The sequence below is a fragment of the Sphingomonas segetis genome (assembly GCF_009720245.1).
Classification (GTDB): Bacteria; Pseudomonadota; Alphaproteobacteria; order Sphingomonadales; family Sphingomonadaceae; genus Sphingomicrobium; species Sphingomicrobium segetis.
Window position 1 is genome coordinate 1 of sequence record NZ_WJSQ01000061.1, and the last position, 15,486, is coordinate 15,486.

General features: G+C 65.8%; 15 protein-coding genes. 5 read left to right on the forward strand and 10 right to left on the reverse strand.

The features are described from left to right. The coding region (locus GH737_RS07735) for a MutS N-terminal domain-containing protein (RefSeq protein ID WP_476749609.1) at window positions 1-904 on the reverse strand (904 nt) is incomplete at its 3' end. Window positions 905-957: 53 nt separating this feature from the next. On the opposite strand from GH737_RS07735, the gene GH737_RS07740 reads away from it, so the two are divergent. Continuing rightward, window positions 958-3,246, forward strand: coding sequence for an NADP-dependent malic enzyme (locus tag GH737_RS07740; protein ID WP_155264267.1), 2,289 nt, complete (start codon window positions 958-960; stop codon window positions 3,244-3,246). 90 nt (window positions 3,247-3,336) lie between these two features. Here the strand turns inward: GH737_RS07740 and GH737_RS07745 are convergent, their stop codons facing one another. Then, window positions 3,337-5,427 carry a RelA/SpoT family protein gene (locus tag GH737_RS07745; protein ID WP_155264268.1) on the reverse strand — a complete coding sequence of 697 codons (2,091 nt, stop codon included), beginning with the start codon at window positions 5,425-5,427 and terminating at the stop codon, window positions 3,337-3,339. 86 nt (window positions 5,428-5,513) lie between these two features. Further along, entirely contained in the window at window positions 5,514-5,828 is a 315-nt protein-coding gene (locus tag GH737_RS07750; protein WP_155264269.1) for a CC_3452 family protein, read from the reverse strand. Window positions 5,829-5,950: 122 nt separating this feature from the next. Between GH737_RS07750 and GH737_RS07755 the strand changes: the two genes are divergently transcribed. Next, on the forward strand, window positions 5,951-6,445 hold the full coding sequence (locus tag GH737_RS07755) for a winged helix-turn-helix transcriptional regulator (RefSeq protein WP_155264270.1): 495 nt from the start codon (window positions 5,951-5,953) through the stop codon (window positions 6,443-6,445). Window positions 6,446-6,448: 3 nt separating this feature from the next. Here GH737_RS07755 and GH737_RS07760 read toward each other — a convergent pair whose 3' ends face one another. The 4 genes from GH737_RS07760 to GH737_RS15770 form a co-directional block, all read right to left on the reverse strand. Further along, window positions 6,449-6,898 (reverse strand): hypothetical protein, encoded by a 450-nt coding sequence (locus GH737_RS07760; RefSeq protein WP_155264271.1) that lies wholly within the window; start codon window positions 6,896-6,898, stop codon window positions 6,449-6,451. Window positions 6,899-6,992: 94 nt separating this feature from the next. Then, window positions 6,993-7,274, reverse strand: a complete 282-nt coding sequence (locus tag GH737_RS07765; protein ID WP_196233053.1) for a hypothetical protein — start codon at window positions 7,272-7,274, stop codon at window positions 6,993-6,995. 44 nt (window positions 7,275-7,318) lie between these two features. Further along, window positions 7,319-9,727: a ligase-associated DNA damage response DEXH box helicase gene (locus GH737_RS07770; protein WP_275401952.1), complete on the reverse strand. Its 2,409-nt coding sequence runs from the start codon at window positions 9,725-9,727 to the stop codon at window positions 7,319-7,321. Then, window positions 9,724-9,912 carry a hypothetical protein gene (locus GH737_RS15770; protein ID WP_230558694.1) on the reverse strand — a complete coding sequence of 63 codons (189 nt, stop codon included), beginning with the start codon at window positions 9,910-9,912 and terminating at the stop codon, window positions 9,724-9,726. The genes GH737_RS07770 and GH737_RS15770 overlap by 4 nt, the downstream gene beginning before the upstream one ends. Before the next feature lie 53 nt (window positions 9,913-9,965). Between GH737_RS15770 and GH737_RS07775 the strand changes: the two genes are divergently transcribed. Next, window positions 9,966-10,964, forward strand: coding sequence for a ligase-associated DNA damage response exonuclease (locus GH737_RS07775; RefSeq protein ID WP_155264273.1), 999 nt, complete (start codon window positions 9,966-9,968; stop codon window positions 10,962-10,964). On the opposite strand, the gene GH737_RS07780 is transcribed toward GH737_RS07775, so the two are convergent. From GH737_RS07780 to GH737_RS07790, 3 genes are read right to left on the reverse strand one after another with little or no spacing between them, the layout of a single operon-like run. Then, window positions 10,965-11,915 carry a GAF domain-containing protein gene (locus tag GH737_RS07780; protein WP_155264274.1) on the reverse strand — a complete coding sequence of 317 codons (951 nt, stop codon included), beginning with the start codon at window positions 11,913-11,915 and terminating at the stop codon, window positions 10,965-10,967. Between the two features lie 48 nt (window positions 11,916-11,963). Beyond that, entirely contained in the window at window positions 11,964-13,343 is a 1,380-nt protein-coding gene (gene pgmG, locus GH737_RS07785) for a phosphoglucomutase/phosphomannomutase PgmG (protein ID WP_155264275.1), read from the reverse strand. Between the two features lie 42 nt (window positions 13,344-13,385). Beyond that, window positions 13,386-14,168, reverse strand: coding sequence for a division plane positioning ATPase MipZ (locus tag GH737_RS07790; protein WP_155264276.1), 783 nt, complete (start codon window positions 14,166-14,168; stop codon window positions 13,386-13,388). Window positions 14,169-14,236: 68 nt separating this feature from the next. Between GH737_RS07790 and panC the strand changes: the two genes are divergently transcribed. Beyond that, a complete protein-coding gene (panC, locus tag GH737_RS07795) occupies window positions 14,237-15,064 on the forward strand; it encodes a pantoate--beta-alanine ligase (protein ID WP_155264277.1) in 828 nt (275 codons plus the stop codon). Between the two features lie 81 nt (window positions 15,065-15,145). Next, window positions 15,146-15,451 (forward strand): SEL1-like repeat protein, encoded by a 306-nt coding sequence (locus GH737_RS07800; protein ID WP_155264278.1) that lies wholly within the window; start codon window positions 15,146-15,148, stop codon window positions 15,449-15,451. The last annotated feature ends 35 nt before the right edge of the window (window positions 15,452-15,486 follow it).

The following is a 15,486-nucleotide window of genomic DNA, read 5'->3' on the forward strand; positions in this document are numbered from 1 at the left end:
CGCACAGCAAGCGGCGGCCGCCCGCGGTCTGGCAGCGGTCGATCTCACCGAGCAGGCTTCCGGCGACCCCGCCGCTGGTGGCGCGCGTGAGCTCGAGGCTGTCGCGGGTCGCGGCATCGATTCCCATGTGGCCCGAGCGGCTCACCCGCCGGGGCGCATCGAGGAGGATGCCCGCGCCTTTTTGAGTCGCGTCGAGGTAAGCGAGCAGCCCGCCCGCCGCTGCCAGCTCCGCGCGCGACGGCGAGCCAAGGCCTTCGAGCGTCGCAAGACCGAAGCGCGTTTTCAGCGCCCGTTCGCCCACAAGACTGTCGAACCCGCCCTTGCCCGCAGAGGTGCGGACGCCCGGCACGCTGGAATCGGCGATCGTCTCGGCCGGCGACAGGCGCGCGAGCTCCGCCGCGAGATCGCCGGGGCCGCAGCTCACCAGTTCGAAGCGGCCGGTCGAGATGTCCGCGGCGGCAATCGCCCATTCGTCGCCGGCGCGGCCGATCGCCGCCAGCCAGTTGGCGGCAGACGATTCGAGCAAAGTCTCTTCGGTCAGCGTGCCGGGCGTGACGAGGCGGATGATCGCGCGATCGACCAAAGCCTTGGAGCCGCGCGCCTTGCGCGCTTCGGCGGGACTCTCGGTCTGCTCGGCGATGGCGACGCTGTGCCCGCCCTTGATCAGCCGCGCGAGGTACGATTCCGCCGAGTGCACGGGCACGCCGCACATCGGGATCGGCTCACCCGCGTCGGCGCCGCGCCTGGTCAGCGCGATGTCGAGCGTTGCCGAAGCGGCCTTCGCATCGTCGAAGAACAATTCGAAGAAGTCGCCCATGCGGTAGAACAACAAAGCGTCGCCCGCCTCGTCCTTGAGTCGCCGGTACTGGGCCATCATCGGGGTTGGGGCGTCAGCGCGGGCCATCGGCTTTGCCTAGCGGTTTCACGACCGTGGCGAAATGGACTAAGGCCGCGGCCATGTCTGAATCCAATGTCAAATATACCGAAGGCGAAGCGCTCGACTTCCACGCGCGCGGGCGGCCGGGGAAGCTCGAGATCATCGCCTCGAAGCCCATGGCGACACAGCGCGACCTCAGCCTCGCATATTCGCCCGGAGTCGCGGTGCCGGTGCGCGCGATCGCCGACAATCCGGCCTGCGCCTACGATTACACAAGCAAGGGCAACCTTGTCGCGGTCATCTCCAACGGCACCGCCATCCTCGGCATGGGCAATCTCGGCGCGCTCGCCGCCAAGCCGGTGATGGAAGGCAAGGCGGTGCTGTTCAAGCGCTTCGCCGATGTCGACGCGATCGACATCGAGGTGAAGACCGAAGACGCGCAGCGCTTCATCGAGTGCGTCGAGCTTCTGGAGCCGAGCTTTGGCGGCATCAATCTCGAGGACATCGCCGCGCCCGACTGCTTCATCATCGAGCAGACGTTGCGCGAACGGATGAATATCCCGGTCTTCCACGACGACCAGCACGGCACGGCAATCATCACCGCCGCGGGTCTGATCAACGCCTGCCTGCTCACCAAGCGGAAGCTTTCGGACATCAAGGTCGTCGTGAACGGCGCCGGCGCCGCGGCGATCGCCTGCACCGAGCTCATCAAGGCGATGGGCGTTCGGGGTGACAATGTAATCATGTGCGACCGCAAGGGCGTGATCAGCAAGGAGCGGACGGACCTCGACCAGTGGAAGTCGGCGCACGCCGTTGCGACGCACGCCAAAAGGCTGGCTGACGCGCTCGAAGGCGCCGACGTGTTCCTGGGGCTTTCGGCCGCCGGGGCGCTCAAGCCGGAGATGGTCAAGAAGATGGCCAAGGAGCCGATCATCTTCGCCATGGCCAACCCCGACCCCGAGATCTGGCCGCCGGACGCGACCGAGGTGCGGCCTGACGCAATTATCGCCACCGGCCGCTCGGACTTCCCTAACCAGGTCAACAACGTGCTGGGCTTCCCGTTCATCTTCCGCGGCGCACTCGACGTGCGCGCGACCGCCATCAACGACGCGATGAAGATCGCCGCCGCCGAGGCGCTGGCCGAGCTCGCGCGCGAGCCGGTGCCGGAGGAAGTCGCCGCCGCCTATGGCGGGCGAGCGCAGAGCTTCGGGCGCGATTACATCATCCCCGCGCCGTTCGATCCGCGGCTGATGGAAGTGGTCGCTTCCGCGGTTGCCGAAGCGGCGGTGCAGAGCGGAGTCGCGCAAAAGCCGATCGCGAACATGGAGGCCTACCGGCAGGAGCTTCGCGCGCGGCTCAACCCGACGGTGTCGGTGATGAGCCTCGCCTATGAGAATGCGCGCTCGAACCCCAAGCGCGTCCTGTTCGCCGAGGGCGAGGAGCCCAACGTGCTGCGCGCGGCGATCGCCTTCAAGGAAGGCGGCTACGGAACGCCCGTGCTCGTCGGGCGCGAGGACGTGTACGATCTCCTCAGGGAAATGGGCGTCGACAATCCGAAGGATTACGAGGTCCTCAACAGCCGCAACTCGCCGCTGGTGGGCCGCGCGGTCGAGTTCATCTACGCCAAGCACCAGCGCCACGGCATGCTCCGCCGGCAGATCGAGCGAATGGTCAACCAGGACCGCAATTTCTTCGCGGCCGCGATGCTCTCGCTCGGCGAAGCGGACGCGATGATCACCGGCACGACGCGGCCGTTCAGCGAATCGCTCAAGCAAGTCCGCACCGTCATCGAGGACGAGCCCGGCGCGACTCCGTTCGGGATCAACGTCATCGTCAGCCGCAGCCACACCGTGCTGATCGCGGACACCGCGGTCACCGAGCGGCCGACGGCTGAGCAATATGCGGCGATCGCGCTGCGCGCCTCGTCCTTCGCCCGGCGCATGGGTCTTGAGCCGCGCGTCGCCTTCACCAGCTACACCACGTTCGGTAACCCGCCAGGCATGCATGTCGAGGGCCTGCGGGAGGCGGTGAAGCTGCTCGACGGGTTCCACGCCGATTTTGAATATGAAGGCGAAATGGCGCCGGACGTCGCGCTCAACTACGACATGCAGCGCCAATATTATCCGTTCAGCCGCCTCTCGGGCCCGGCGAACATACTCGTCATGCCCGGCCTGCAGTCGGCGAGCCTGTCCGCGAAGCTGCTCCGCGCCGTCGGCGGGGAAAGCGTGCTCGGTCCGTACATCCTCGGGCTGGAGCTGCCGGTTCAGATCGCGCCGATGACCGCAAGCGCCTCGGACCTGGTGATGCTCGCGGTGCTCGCCGCCGGCGATGCCCATGCGCACCAGCAAAGAGAGGCGGCGCGGGTTTAGCGCCATCCCGGCTTGGAGCCGGGACCCGCCTTTTCCTCGTCGGTCGGAAGGCATGCAGACCCGGGATCGAGTCCGGGGGTGACGGCTGCGCTAAATCCGCTCGACGCTCGACACCGGATCCGCCTCTCTCAGCGCGGCGATGATCGCGTGAAGGTGGGCGAGATCGTGAACCTCGATGTCGAGGTGGAAGGTCTGGAAGCTGCCGTCGCGGTGGACTAGCTGGAGGTTGATAATGTTGGCGTGCTTCGCGCCGAGGATGCTCGACATAGTGCCGAGCGCGCCCGGGATGTCGCGCAGGATCACGGCAAGCCGCGCCGCACCGCCGTCCGAGCCTTCGCCCCAGGCGAGGTCGAGCCAGTCGGCGTCGATCCCGCTCGCGAGAGTCTCGCATCCGATGACGTGGACCTCAATCTCCTCGTCCTCGCGCCTGAGCCCGACGATCCGGTCGCCCGGGATCGGGTAACAGCATTGGGCGAGGTGATAAGCGACGCCGGGCGTCAGCCCCTTGATCGAGATCGCCTTGCGCTGGCCTACCGGCCGCGGTGCGACATCGTCGCCGGCCGAGCCCGGCATCAGCGCCTCCATCAGCGCCTCGTCGCTGATGCGCTTGCGCGCAATCGCGATCATCAGCTCGTCCTGATTCTCGATCTTGAGCTTCTTGAGCGCGCGCTTGGGCGAGTCCTTGTCGAGCTCCGCGGGAAGGCGCTGGACGATCTCGTCGTAGATCTTCCGGCCGAGCTCGACCGTTTCCTCGCGCTCCTTGTGGCGGACGAAGCGTCGCACTCCCGCCCGCGCCTTGCCGGTCGCGACGAAGCGAAGCCAGCTCGGCTGCGGATGCTGCGCTTCGGACGCGAGAATTTCGACCTGGTCGCCGTTCTCGAGCATCGTGCGCAACGGCACGACACGGCCGTTGACCTTGGCGCCGACGGTGCGGTCGCCGAGATCGGTGTGAACCGCATAAGCGAAATCGACCGGCGTCGCGCCCTTGGGCAGCTGGATCAGCTCACCCTTGGGGGTGAAGGCGAAGATCCGGTCCTGGTACATCGCCATGCGGGTATGCTCGAGCAGCTCCTCGGGGCTCTCGGCGTGGTCGAGGATCTCGACGAGGTCGTCGACCCACGGGATGTTCATCTCGCCCTGCGGCTTGCCTTCCTTGTAAGCCCAATGGGCGGCGAGGCCGCGCTCGGCCTGCTCGTGCATGTCTCGGGAGCGGATCTGGATCTCAATCCGCATCTTCGAATCATGGATGACCGACGTGTGCAGCGAACGATAGCCGTTGCGTTTGGGCGTCGAGACGTAATCCTTGAAGCGGCCGGGGACCATCGGCCAGCGCTGGTGGATCAGGCCGAGCGCCCGATAGCATTCGCCGACATCGTCGACGATGATCCGGAAGGCCATCACGTCCGACAATTGCTCGAAGCTGATGTGGCGCTCGGCCATCTTCTTCCAGATCGAGAAAGGATGCTTCTGGCGGCCGGTGACCTCGGCTTCGAGGCCGTTGTCGGCAAGGTAGAGCTGGAGACCTAGCCCGATCCGGTTGACGAGGTCGCCGCCGGATTCGGTCAGCTGCTGCAGCCGCCGGGTGATCGAGGCGTAAGCGTCCGGCTCGAGCTCTTTGAACGCGAGCGACTGCATCTCGGTCATCATCTCGTACATGCCGATCCGCTCGGCGAGCGGCGCGTAGATATCCATCGTCTCGCGCGCGATCCGGCGGCGTTTTTCCTCGGCCGGGATGTGGTGGAGCGTGCGCATGTTGTGCAGCCGGTCGGCGAGCTTGACGAGCAGCACGCGGATGTCGTCGCTGAGCGCGAGGAGGAACTTGCGCAAATTCTCCGCCGCGCGCTCGTTCTCCGACTGCGCCTCGATCTTGCTGAGCTTGGTCACGCCGTCGACCAGCCGCGCGACCTCCTTGCCGAAGAGCCTTTCGACCTCCTCCGGAGTCGCGACGGTGTCCTCGATCGTGTCGTGGAGGATCGCGGTGACGATCGTCTGGTCGTCGAGCTTGAGGTCGGTGAGGATGCCGGCGACCTCGATCGGGTGGCTGAAATAGGGATCGCCGGAGGCGCGCTGCTGGTCGCCGTGCGCCTTCATCGAGAAGACGTAGGCGCGGTTGATCAGCCCCTCGTCCGCGTCGGGATCGTAGGAGCGGACCTTCTCGACCAGTTCATACTGTCGCAGCACGCTTCTAGATGGGGGACGGCAACGCCATTGTGCAAGCGCGAAAAGGTGGGGGTCCTCGAAGGGAGTCGAAGGGCCCCCGGGGAGACTTACTGCGCGGCGAGCGCCGTGTTCGACGTTGGCTTGGCCGAAGCGTTGCAGCGCTCGAGCTCCGCCGGCGTGAAGGCGCGACCGTCGACGAGGAAGCGATCGACATGACCGGCGCGCTTGGCGAGTGACTGGCACAAGACGAGCGGACGGCTTTCGTCAGTCGCGCCCTGGCACGCTGCGGCGCCGCAGTTCCAGGTGATGTCGCGAGCGATGAAGTGCGCGCTTTGCGGCGCAGCCAAGGTCGCAGAATAGGTCGACGCGACAGCCGGCGTGGCGGCGGCAAGGCTCAGGAGGAAGAATGTGGACCGGATCATCGCAGCACCCCTTTAGTAAAGTTGCGATTTGAAACTGATAATCGACCAAGTTTCACATTGCAACTATTTTTTGGAACTCTTCTGTGCTTTGATGAGATTCGACAGGGGAGAGAAAGCGACGAATGCCGACAGCCACGCTCACGTCGGATATCGATCGGTTCAAGCAGGCCGCGCTGACGTGCCCAATCCCAGCTGCAGTCGAGCTGATCGGCGAGAAATGGGCATTCCTGATCCTGCGCGGCGCGTTCAACGGCCTCCATCATTTCGAAGAGTTTCAGGCAGGACTCGGGATCGCGCGGAACATCCTCTCCGATCGCCTGTCCAAAATGGTCGCGGGCGGAATTCTGGAGCGCTCGGCCGATCCCGCCGACAAGCGCCGCGTGATCTACTCGCTGACGCCGAAGGGCGAGGGACTGCTTCCCGTCGTGCTCGCGCTTCGCCAATGGGGTGAGCAATGGGGTTACGGCAACATGAAGGTCCTGCTCGCCGACCGGCGCGACCTCAAGCCGGTTCGCAAGATCTGCGTGCAGGCGCATGACGGGCGCGAGCTCAGTCTCAGCGAGCTGACCTGGATCGACCGTGACGGCGAAAGCCTGTTCAGCACCGCCGCAGAATGAGCATCACTCCATCGCCATGATGTGATCGCGAAGCGCGCGCGCGTCGTGCAGCGCATTGTGCGGCACCCTGCTGTTCGCCGCGGTGCTGAAATTGCTCAGCGGCGACAGGCGAAAGGTGACGTGCCGAATCTCCACCATCTCGCCCGGGCCGGTGATCATCAGATTGCAGAATTGCGCGATATCCTCGGGCCAGTCGGCGACGATCAGCGGCTCCTGATCGTGCCGCAGGTATCGTTCGAGTGCATGGGCCGCATCCGCGCGCGGCAGCCGCGGACAGTTGAGCTGTTCGGGGACCGAGTCGAGATACGGTTCAACATGGCGCTCGACCCACTCGAGCAACGGGTCGGACGTGTGCAATGTCAGGTACAGCTCGTCCCCGTCATCCGGCACCAGCGCAAGGCTGAGCAGTGCGCCGGCGATGCCATTATATTCGGTGTCGAGAAAGTAGCGCATGACGCGGCGTTAGCCATCATTGCAAGCGAAGCGAAGCAATCCACTCGCGGAGGATGAAGCGCCGCGTCGTCTGCAGCTCCTCGGCAATGGCGGTTCAGCGCCGCGGGAACGTCGAGCAATCGTCCGTCGGAAGTGCTTTCCCCTTGTGGCAGCGCTCCCAGGCGAGGCGCCATTGCCGCCCGCGCTCTTCATCCTGCTTGCGCATTTGCCGGCCGAGCTTCTGGTCGCGTTCGGACTGGCAGGTGGTCGCCGCATCCACACCCGCCGAGGCGATCTTCACCGGAAGCGTGACCACGTCGACTGCGGTGCTGGCGAGGGTCCCGACGACGCAGCCGGACAGCGGAAGTACCGCGACGATCAGGACCAGCCGCTTCATGTCGCTGGAGATTCGCACAGCTTTGGCAGAGCGGCAATCGCCGATCAGAGGTGCATCGCCGCTTCCGCCAGCGCTTCGGCTTGCAAGAGCAGCGCTTCGTCGGCCTCGGCGCCGGGCGGCAGCGCCTCGCGCCCGACGATCACCATCAGGGGCACCGCCATCGGCGTGATTCGACCCGGCTCGACGTGAAGCATCGTAGCAGACGCACGGTCAACGAGGCGGACGAGGCGGCCGAGCTCGGTCATTCGCCGCCGCGCATCGTCCCACGCGGCGCGCAGCAGCAAATGCTGAGGCTCGTAGCGGCGTAGCACGTCGTAGATGAGGTCGGTCGAGAAGCTGACCTGCCGGCCTGATTTCCTCTTGCCCGGATGGTGGCGCTCGACCAGCCCGCCGATCACCGCGACCTCGCGGAACGCGGTCTTGAGCAAATAGGAGCTTTCAACCCAGTCAATGAATTCCTGCTCGAGGATGTCGGCCGAGAACAAAGGTTTCGGGTCGGCGATCGGCTCGAGCCCGTAACAGGCGAGCGCATAATCATTGGCGACGAAGCCGAGTGGCTTGAGGCCGGCGCTCTCCATCCGCCGCGTGATCAGCATGCCGAGCGACTGGTGTGCGTTCCAGCCCTCGAAGCTGTACGCGACCATGAAATGCTGGCCCTCGTGCGGGAAGGTCTCGACCAGCAGCTGGTTCGGCTCGGGAAGAACGGATCGCTCCGACTGGACCTCGAGCCATTCGCGCACGTCGTCGGGAAAGCGGCTCCAGTCGTTGCGGTCGGCCAGCATGTGGCGGACGCGGTCGGCGAGATGCGTCGACATGCTCATCCGCTGGCCGCCGTAGGTGACAATCTGCCCCCGCTTGGAGGAGGCGTGGACGATGATGTCGGTATCCTTGAACTGCTCGACCTCGAGGCTCAGGCCGGCGAAGAAGAAGCGGTCCCCCGGCGCCAGCGCCGATGCGAATCCTTCCTCGATCGTGCCCAGCTTGCGGCCGTTGCGGAAGCGGACGGTGAGCAACGGCTGCTCGACGATCACGCCGGCGTTGAGGCGGTGCTGCTGGGCGATCTGCGGCCTGGCGATGCGCCACACGCCGCCGGGCTCGGGCACCAGGCGGCGGAAGCGGTCATAGGCCTTGAGCGCGTAACCGCCCGTGGCGATGAAGCTCAGGACTTCGTCAAAGTTATCCTGCCGGAGCCCCGCATAAGGCGCGGCGGCGCGGATTTCGGCAAGCAGCTGCTCCTGCTGGAACGGTGCCGCGACCGCCATGGCGAGGATGTGCTGCGCGAGCACGTCGAGCGCTCCGGGGCGGAACACCTCCGGGTCGAGTTCGCCGTCATCGATCGCATCGAGCGCCGCGCGCGCCTCGAGATATTCGAAGCGGTTGCCTGGGACGATGATCCCCTTGCTCGGCTCGTCGAGCCGGTGGTTGGCGCGGCCGATCCGCTGCAGCAGCCGTGAGCTTCCCTTGGGCGCACCCATCTGGATGACGAGATCGACGTCTCCCCAGTCGATCCCGAGGTCGAGGCTCGCCGTCGCGACGAGCCCGCGCAGCTTGCCCGCGGCCATCGCCGCTTCGACCTTCCGCCGCGCCTCGACGGCGAGGCTGCCGTGATGGATGCCGATCGGAAGCAGCTTCTCATTCTCGTCCCACAGCTTCTGGAAAATGAGCTCGGCGAGGCCGCGCGTGTTGCAGAAGATCAAAGTCGTGCGGTGCGCTTCGATCAGCCGCATGACGTCGGCGATCGCATGATAGCCGGAATGGCCGCCCCACGGGATTTTGTTCTCGGGAATCAAGATCGAGAGGTCGGGCTCGGCCCCGGGATCGCCGAGCACGAGGTCGACGAGCTCCATGTCAGCGTCGGGCGCGAGCCACGAGCGGTAGGCGTCGGGATCGCTGATCGTCGCTGACAGGCCGACCCGGCGAAGGCCCGGCGCAAGCTGTTGAAGCCGGCTCATCGACAGCGACAGCAAGTCGCCGCGCTTCTCCTTGGCGAAGCCATGCAGCTCGTCGACGACGATGGTCTTGATGCCGGCGAACATCCGCGGCGATTCGGGATAGCTCAGCAGCAGGCTCAGCGATTCGGGCGTGGTCAGCAGCACCTGCGGCGGTTTCACCCGTTGGCGCGCCTTGCGATCGGACGGCGTGTCGCCCGTGCGGGTCTCGACCCGGATTGGCAGCCCCATCTCCTCGATCGGCCCGATCAGGTTGCGCTGGACGTCGACCGCAAGCGCCTTGAGCGGCGAGATGTAGAGCGTGTGCAGCCCTTCGCTGGACTGCTTTGCAAGCTCGCAGATGGTCGGGAGGAAGCCGGCGAGCGTCTTGCCTGCGCCGGTGGCGGCGACCAGCAGTGCGCTTCGCCCGCGCCTTGCCAGCTCCAGCATCTCCAGCTGGTGCCTGCGCGGCTGCCAGCCTTTGGAGTCGAACCAGCGATGGACGACTGGCGGAAGGTCGCTCAGAGGTTGTCGGTCCCCTCGCGCCGCCGCTTCTCCTCTTCGGCATAGAGCTCGCGCGTGCCCTCTTCGGCGCGGCGGTTGGCGGCGTTGTTGCGGTTCGAGCGAACCCTGATGACCAGCCAGATCAGAACGATCAACAGGATCGCGGGGGCGATGATGTCCATCAGCCAGGCTGAGGCGTGTGCCATGTCTCCTCCCTTTTTGCCGGAACCGGCCGGCCATTCATCTCTATATAGCTCCAATGGCGCGATTGGGTTCCTGGATTAAGGCGCTCCCGGAAGGCATCTACGTGGCGCCTGCCGACGCGTGGATCGACCCCTCGCAGCCCAAATCGCGCGCCTGGGTTACCCATGGCCACGGCGATCACGCCCGCGGCGGCCACGGAGCGGTGCTTGCGACACCCGAGACGCTGGCCATCATGGAAGTGCGATATGGTCCACAAAGCGGCCAGCCGATCGCTTATGACGAAACGATCCGCGTCGGCGACGTCCAGGTGCGGTTCGTGCCCGCCGGCCATGTTCTGGGCTCGGCCCAGATCGTCATGGAGCACAGGGGCGAACGAATCGTCGTGTCCGGCGATTACAAGCGCCGGCCAGACCCGACCTGCGCCTGCTTCGTGCCGGTGCCGTGCGATGTGTTCATCACCGAGGCGACGTTCGGGCTTCCCGTCTTCCGCCATCCCGAAACCGGAAGCGAGATCGACCGGCTGCTCCACCGGCTTCACGCCGATCCGAACCGCTGCGTGCTGGTCGGCGCCTATGCGCTGGGCAAGGCACAGCGGATCATCACCGAGCTGCGGGCGCGCGGCCACCGCGATCCGATCTATTTTCACGGCGCGATCGAGCGGCTCAACCAGCTCTACGAGAGCTTCGGGGTGGAATTCGGCGAGCTGCGCCCGGCGACCGGTGCGACCAAGGCGGAGATGGCCGGCCACATCGTCATCGCCCCGCCTGGCGCGCTCAACGATCGCTGGTCGCGGCGGCTGCCCGATCCGGTGACGGCGATGGCCTCGGGCTGGATGCGCATCCGCCAGCGCGCCCGCCAGCGTAACGTCGAGCTGCCGCTGATCATCTCCGACCACGCCGACTGGGACGAGCTGACCATGACCATTCGCGAGCTCGAGCCGCGCGAGGTCTGGATTACGCACGGCCGCGAGGAAGCGCTCAAGCACTGGTGCATGACCCACCAGATCAAGGCGTGCGAGCTGAACCTCGTCGGCTACGAGGACGAGGACGACTGACTAGGCTTCCGCGGCCTCTTCCGCGAACAAGGTCTGGAGCGCCCTCTTTGCCTGCTCGCGATCGATGACGAGCGCCGCGGTCTGTGTGACGAGGTCGACCAGCATCAGGTCGCGAACCGTGGGTTCGCGCGGCTGGCGGTGGTACATCGCGAACGTGCCCAGTACCTTGCGACCGCGCGTCAGGATCGGCGTCGACCAGCATGCTCGCAGTCCGTGCGGTAGGGCGATGTCCTTGTAATCGGCCCACAGCGGATCGGTTGCGATGTCGGAAACGAAAACGGCCGCTCCGAGGTAAGCGGCTGTCCCGCACGAACCCGCACAGGCGCCGATCTCCGCGCCGTCGATGGCGGCGCTATATTCCGGCGGCAGAGTTGGCGCGGCGCCATGGCGCAGATGCTTGCCGTCGAAGTCGAGCAGCAGGATCGAGCCGAGGACGCCGGTGCTCGACGTCGATTCGACGATGCGGATTAGCTCGGTCAGCGTGGTTTCGAGCGGCGCATCGCCGATCGCAAGCTCGAGCACCCTACTGTGCGCCGTTCGCAGCGCTTCGTTCCGCCTGTCCTCAGTGACATTGTGGCCCTGGATGAAGATTCCGCCGGGCTGCCCGTTCGATCCGGGAACCGGCTGGAATACGACGTCCACCAGGGCATCCTCGAATGAGCCGTCGGGGCGTTCGATCGTCAGCGGCATTGCGTAGCCGACGAAGGCTTGTCCCGAGCGGGCGACCCCGTTCAAAATGTCGTCGATGCCCTGGACGTCGAATTCGGGAAGCGCCTCGGCCAAGGGCTTGCCGACCAGCGCGCGTCGGCCGACCAAATCGAGGAAGGCCTCGTTGGCGATCCGAATTGTGAGATCGGGAGGATCGACGAGCGCCATGAATCCGGGTGCCCGCTCGAACAGGAGTTGGAGGAGCCCGTGATCATTCTCGCATGCGGACGTCTGGTCCAGCATGAGTCGGCAATACCGCAATGCTTGCTTTTCGTCACGGCATAGTATCGCTCAATGCGCGTCTTCGCTCCGCTTCACGCCTGATTTGGCCAATTGCTCGTCGATTTGGCCGACCAGCCGCTCTACGCCCGCTTCGTCCTTCGCCTCCGCGCGCGCGACCAGCACATCCTGCGTGTTCGAGGCGCGTAGCAACCACCAGCCGTCGGCGGTGCTGACGCGGACGCCGTCCGTGGCGTCGACCGTCGCTCCACCGGCCGACAGCCGCTCGCGGACTTCGTCGACGATTGCGAACTTGCGTGGCTCCTCGACCGGGAAGCGCATTTCGGGGGTCGCGGTCGTCTTCGGCATCGCATCCATCAGCTCGGTCAGCGACTTCCCGCTCGCGCTCACCGCCTCGATCAGCCGCACCGCGGCGTAAAGTGCGTCGTCGAAGCCGTACCAGCGGTGCTTGAAGAACACGTGGCCGCTCATTTCGCCGGCGAGCGGCGCGCCCGTTTCCTTCATCTTGGACTTGATCAGGCTGTGGCCGGTCTTCCACATCAACGGCCTGCCGCCGAGTCTCGCGATACCATCGAACAGCACCTGGCTTGCCTTGACGTCGGCGATGATCGTCTCGCCAGGGCAATCCCTGAGCACGGCTTCGGCGAGGATCAGCATCAGCTGGTCGCCCCAGATCACGCGGCCTTGGCCGTCGACCGCCCCGATGCGGTCGCCGTCGCCGTCGAATGCGATGCCGAAGTCGAGCCGCTCGCGGGCCACCAGCGCCTTCAGGTCGGCAAGGTTCTTTTCGACCGTCGGGTCGGGATGGTGATTCGGGAAGTTGCCGTCGACCTCGCTGAAGATGACGTGATGCTGCCCGGGCAGCCGCTCCACGAGCATGTCGAGGATCGGCCCCGCCGCGCCGTTCCCCGCGTCCCACCCGATGCGGAACGGATTGCCCGAAAAGCCTTCGACCAGGCGGTCGACATAAGCTTCGCGAATGTCGACTTCTTCAACAGTGCCGTTGCCGCTGCTCCAGTCCCCACGCGCGGCGCGCTGGCCGATGCTCTGGATCTCCTGCCCGAAGACAGAGCGGCCCTTCAGCAGCAGCTTGAAGCCGTTGTAATCGGCGGGATTGTGGCTGCCGGTGACCTGCAGCCCGCCGTCCACGTCGAGATAATGGGTGGCGAAATAGAGCATCGGCGACGGCCCCATGCCGATCTGCACCGCGTCCACGCCGCCTTCGATCAGGCCCCGGATCAGCGCCGCCTCCAGCATCCCGCTGTGCGTGCGCCCATCCCGGCCGACGGCGATGCGCCGCGCATCTTCATCGCGCGCAAGCGCCGCATAGGTCCGGCCGAGCGCATAACCATCGGCTTCGGTCAGCGTGCCTCCGACGATTCCGCGAATGTCATATTCGCGAAGGATGGTGGGGTTGAAGGTGTGAGCCATGCCGGTGCGAACACACCAAAGCGGCTATTGGTTCAAGCGAAACTAGGCCGCCTGGCGCTCGCTCGAGTCGGGAATGCCGAGTCCGGCGATCATCTCGCGCAGTTCCTGGCGAGCCGTGACATGGCCGAGACCGGCGTCGGTAATCTGCTTCAAGTCGAGCAGGGTCAGGCCCTTGGGGAACAGCTCGCGGTAGATGACGCGCTCACCGAGGCCGGGGATCACCCGAAAGCCGACACGCCGGGCGAGTTCGTCGAGCGCTGCGCCCACGCGCTTCAGATTGTGGGATTCGATGTGCTGGAGACGGTTCCTCAGCACCACCCAGTCGACGCCCTTGCCGGTCTGCTTGGCGCGCGCGGTGCGGCTGTTCCAGATCAGCTCGGCGTAGAAGCTCGGCTTCGTGACCTTGTAATTCTCGGGATGCACCTGGCCGATCAGGTCGAGGTCTACGAAGCTGTCGTTCATCGGGGTGACGAGCGTGTCGGCGCGCAGGATCGCGGCCTTGGCGATCTCATCGTCGCGTCCGGGAGTGTCGATCACGATCACGTCGGCGTTTGCCGAGAGCCGATCGACTGCGGCCGCAAAGCCTTCGGGGCTGTGGTCCTCGAGTACTTCGTAAGCCGCGTGCGGAAGCGGCTTGTCGAGCCGCCGCATGGTCGCGTCGCGGTTCTCGAGATAGCGGGTCATGGTGCGCTGGCGGCTATCGAGGTCGAGCGCACCGACCCGGTGCCCGGACGCCGCCAGCGCGATAGCCGTATGGACCGCGGTCGTCGACTTGCCGGTCCCGCCCTTTTCGTTGGCGAAGACGATGAAATGCGGCTGGCTCATGCTTGATCTTTCCCCCGGCGCAAGTGCAAGCGCCGCCCGGAGCGAAGATTAACCGAGGCTTCAAACACGTGCAAACTGTTCGTTCCAGTGAAGAATTGGCGCGCGCGAGGGCGGAGATCGAAGGCACGCTGGCGCTCGTCACGACCATGGGGGCGCTGCACGCCGGCCACATGGCGTTGGTCGAAGAGGCCAGGCGGCGCGCGGACAGAGTGGCGGCGACGATCTTCGTTAATCCGAAGCAGTTCGGCGCCAATGAGGATTTCGGCAGCTATCCGCGCCGCGAGACCGAGGACGGCCGGATGCTCGAGGAGGCCGGCTGCGACCTGTTGTGGATCCCTGCGGTCGCGGACATCTATCCGGAAGGTTTCTCGACCTCGATCCACGTCGCCGGCCTGTCGGAGCGCTGGGAAGGCGAGGCGCGGCCCGGACATTTCGACGGTGTCGCGACCGTGGTCGCCAGGCTGCTGCTGTCGGTGAGGCCCGACGTGGCGCTGTTCGGCGAAAAGGATTTCCAGCAGCTCGCGGTGATCCGGCGGATGGTTGCCGACCTCGGCGTCCCGGTCGAGATCGCCGCGGTTCCGACCGTCCGCGAGGCGGACGGCCTCGCCCTGTCCTCGCGCAATGCTTATCTTTCCGACGATGAGCGTCGCCGGGCAGTGGCCTTGCCGAACGCCCTTGAGGAGGCGAGGAAATCGATCCTCGACGGTGCTCCCGTTTCCCAGGTGCTTCAGCGGGCAAAGCAGCAGCTCGTCGATTTGGGATTTCTCAGGATCGACTATCTGGCGCTGGTCGATGCGGCCACGCTGGAGCCCGTCGATGCGCCGGCGGGCGAGATGCGGCTCATCGCTGCGGCGGTCATCGGGAGCACGCGGCTGATCGATAATCTCCCGGTGTGACCGTCATGGTTGAACCGCGTTAACCATTTCTTTGCCTTCCGCGCCGAATTCTCCGTCCCAACAGGGAAAGAGGGGAATACCATGGGTGCCATCAGTCAGAAGAGCGCGGAGTTCCTGCTTCGGAGCCGACTTGCCGATGCGGAGGCGGGTGACGTCGACGCCTTGTTCGAGCTTGGAGTGACCTATTCGACTGGCCGCGGCGCCGTGTCGGTCGACCTCATCGAAGCGCACAAATGGTTCAATCTGGCGGCTCTCAACGGCAGCACCCGCGGGCAGGAATGCCGCGCCGAGATCTCGCTCGAGATGACCGCTCGCGAGATCGCTGAGGCTCAGCGCCAGGCGCGCGCGTGGCTAGCGGGCTGCGGGTACCAGCGGCGCGCCGCCTAGGGCCGGCGGCACGAGAGTCGTCACCGCGCTCGGCG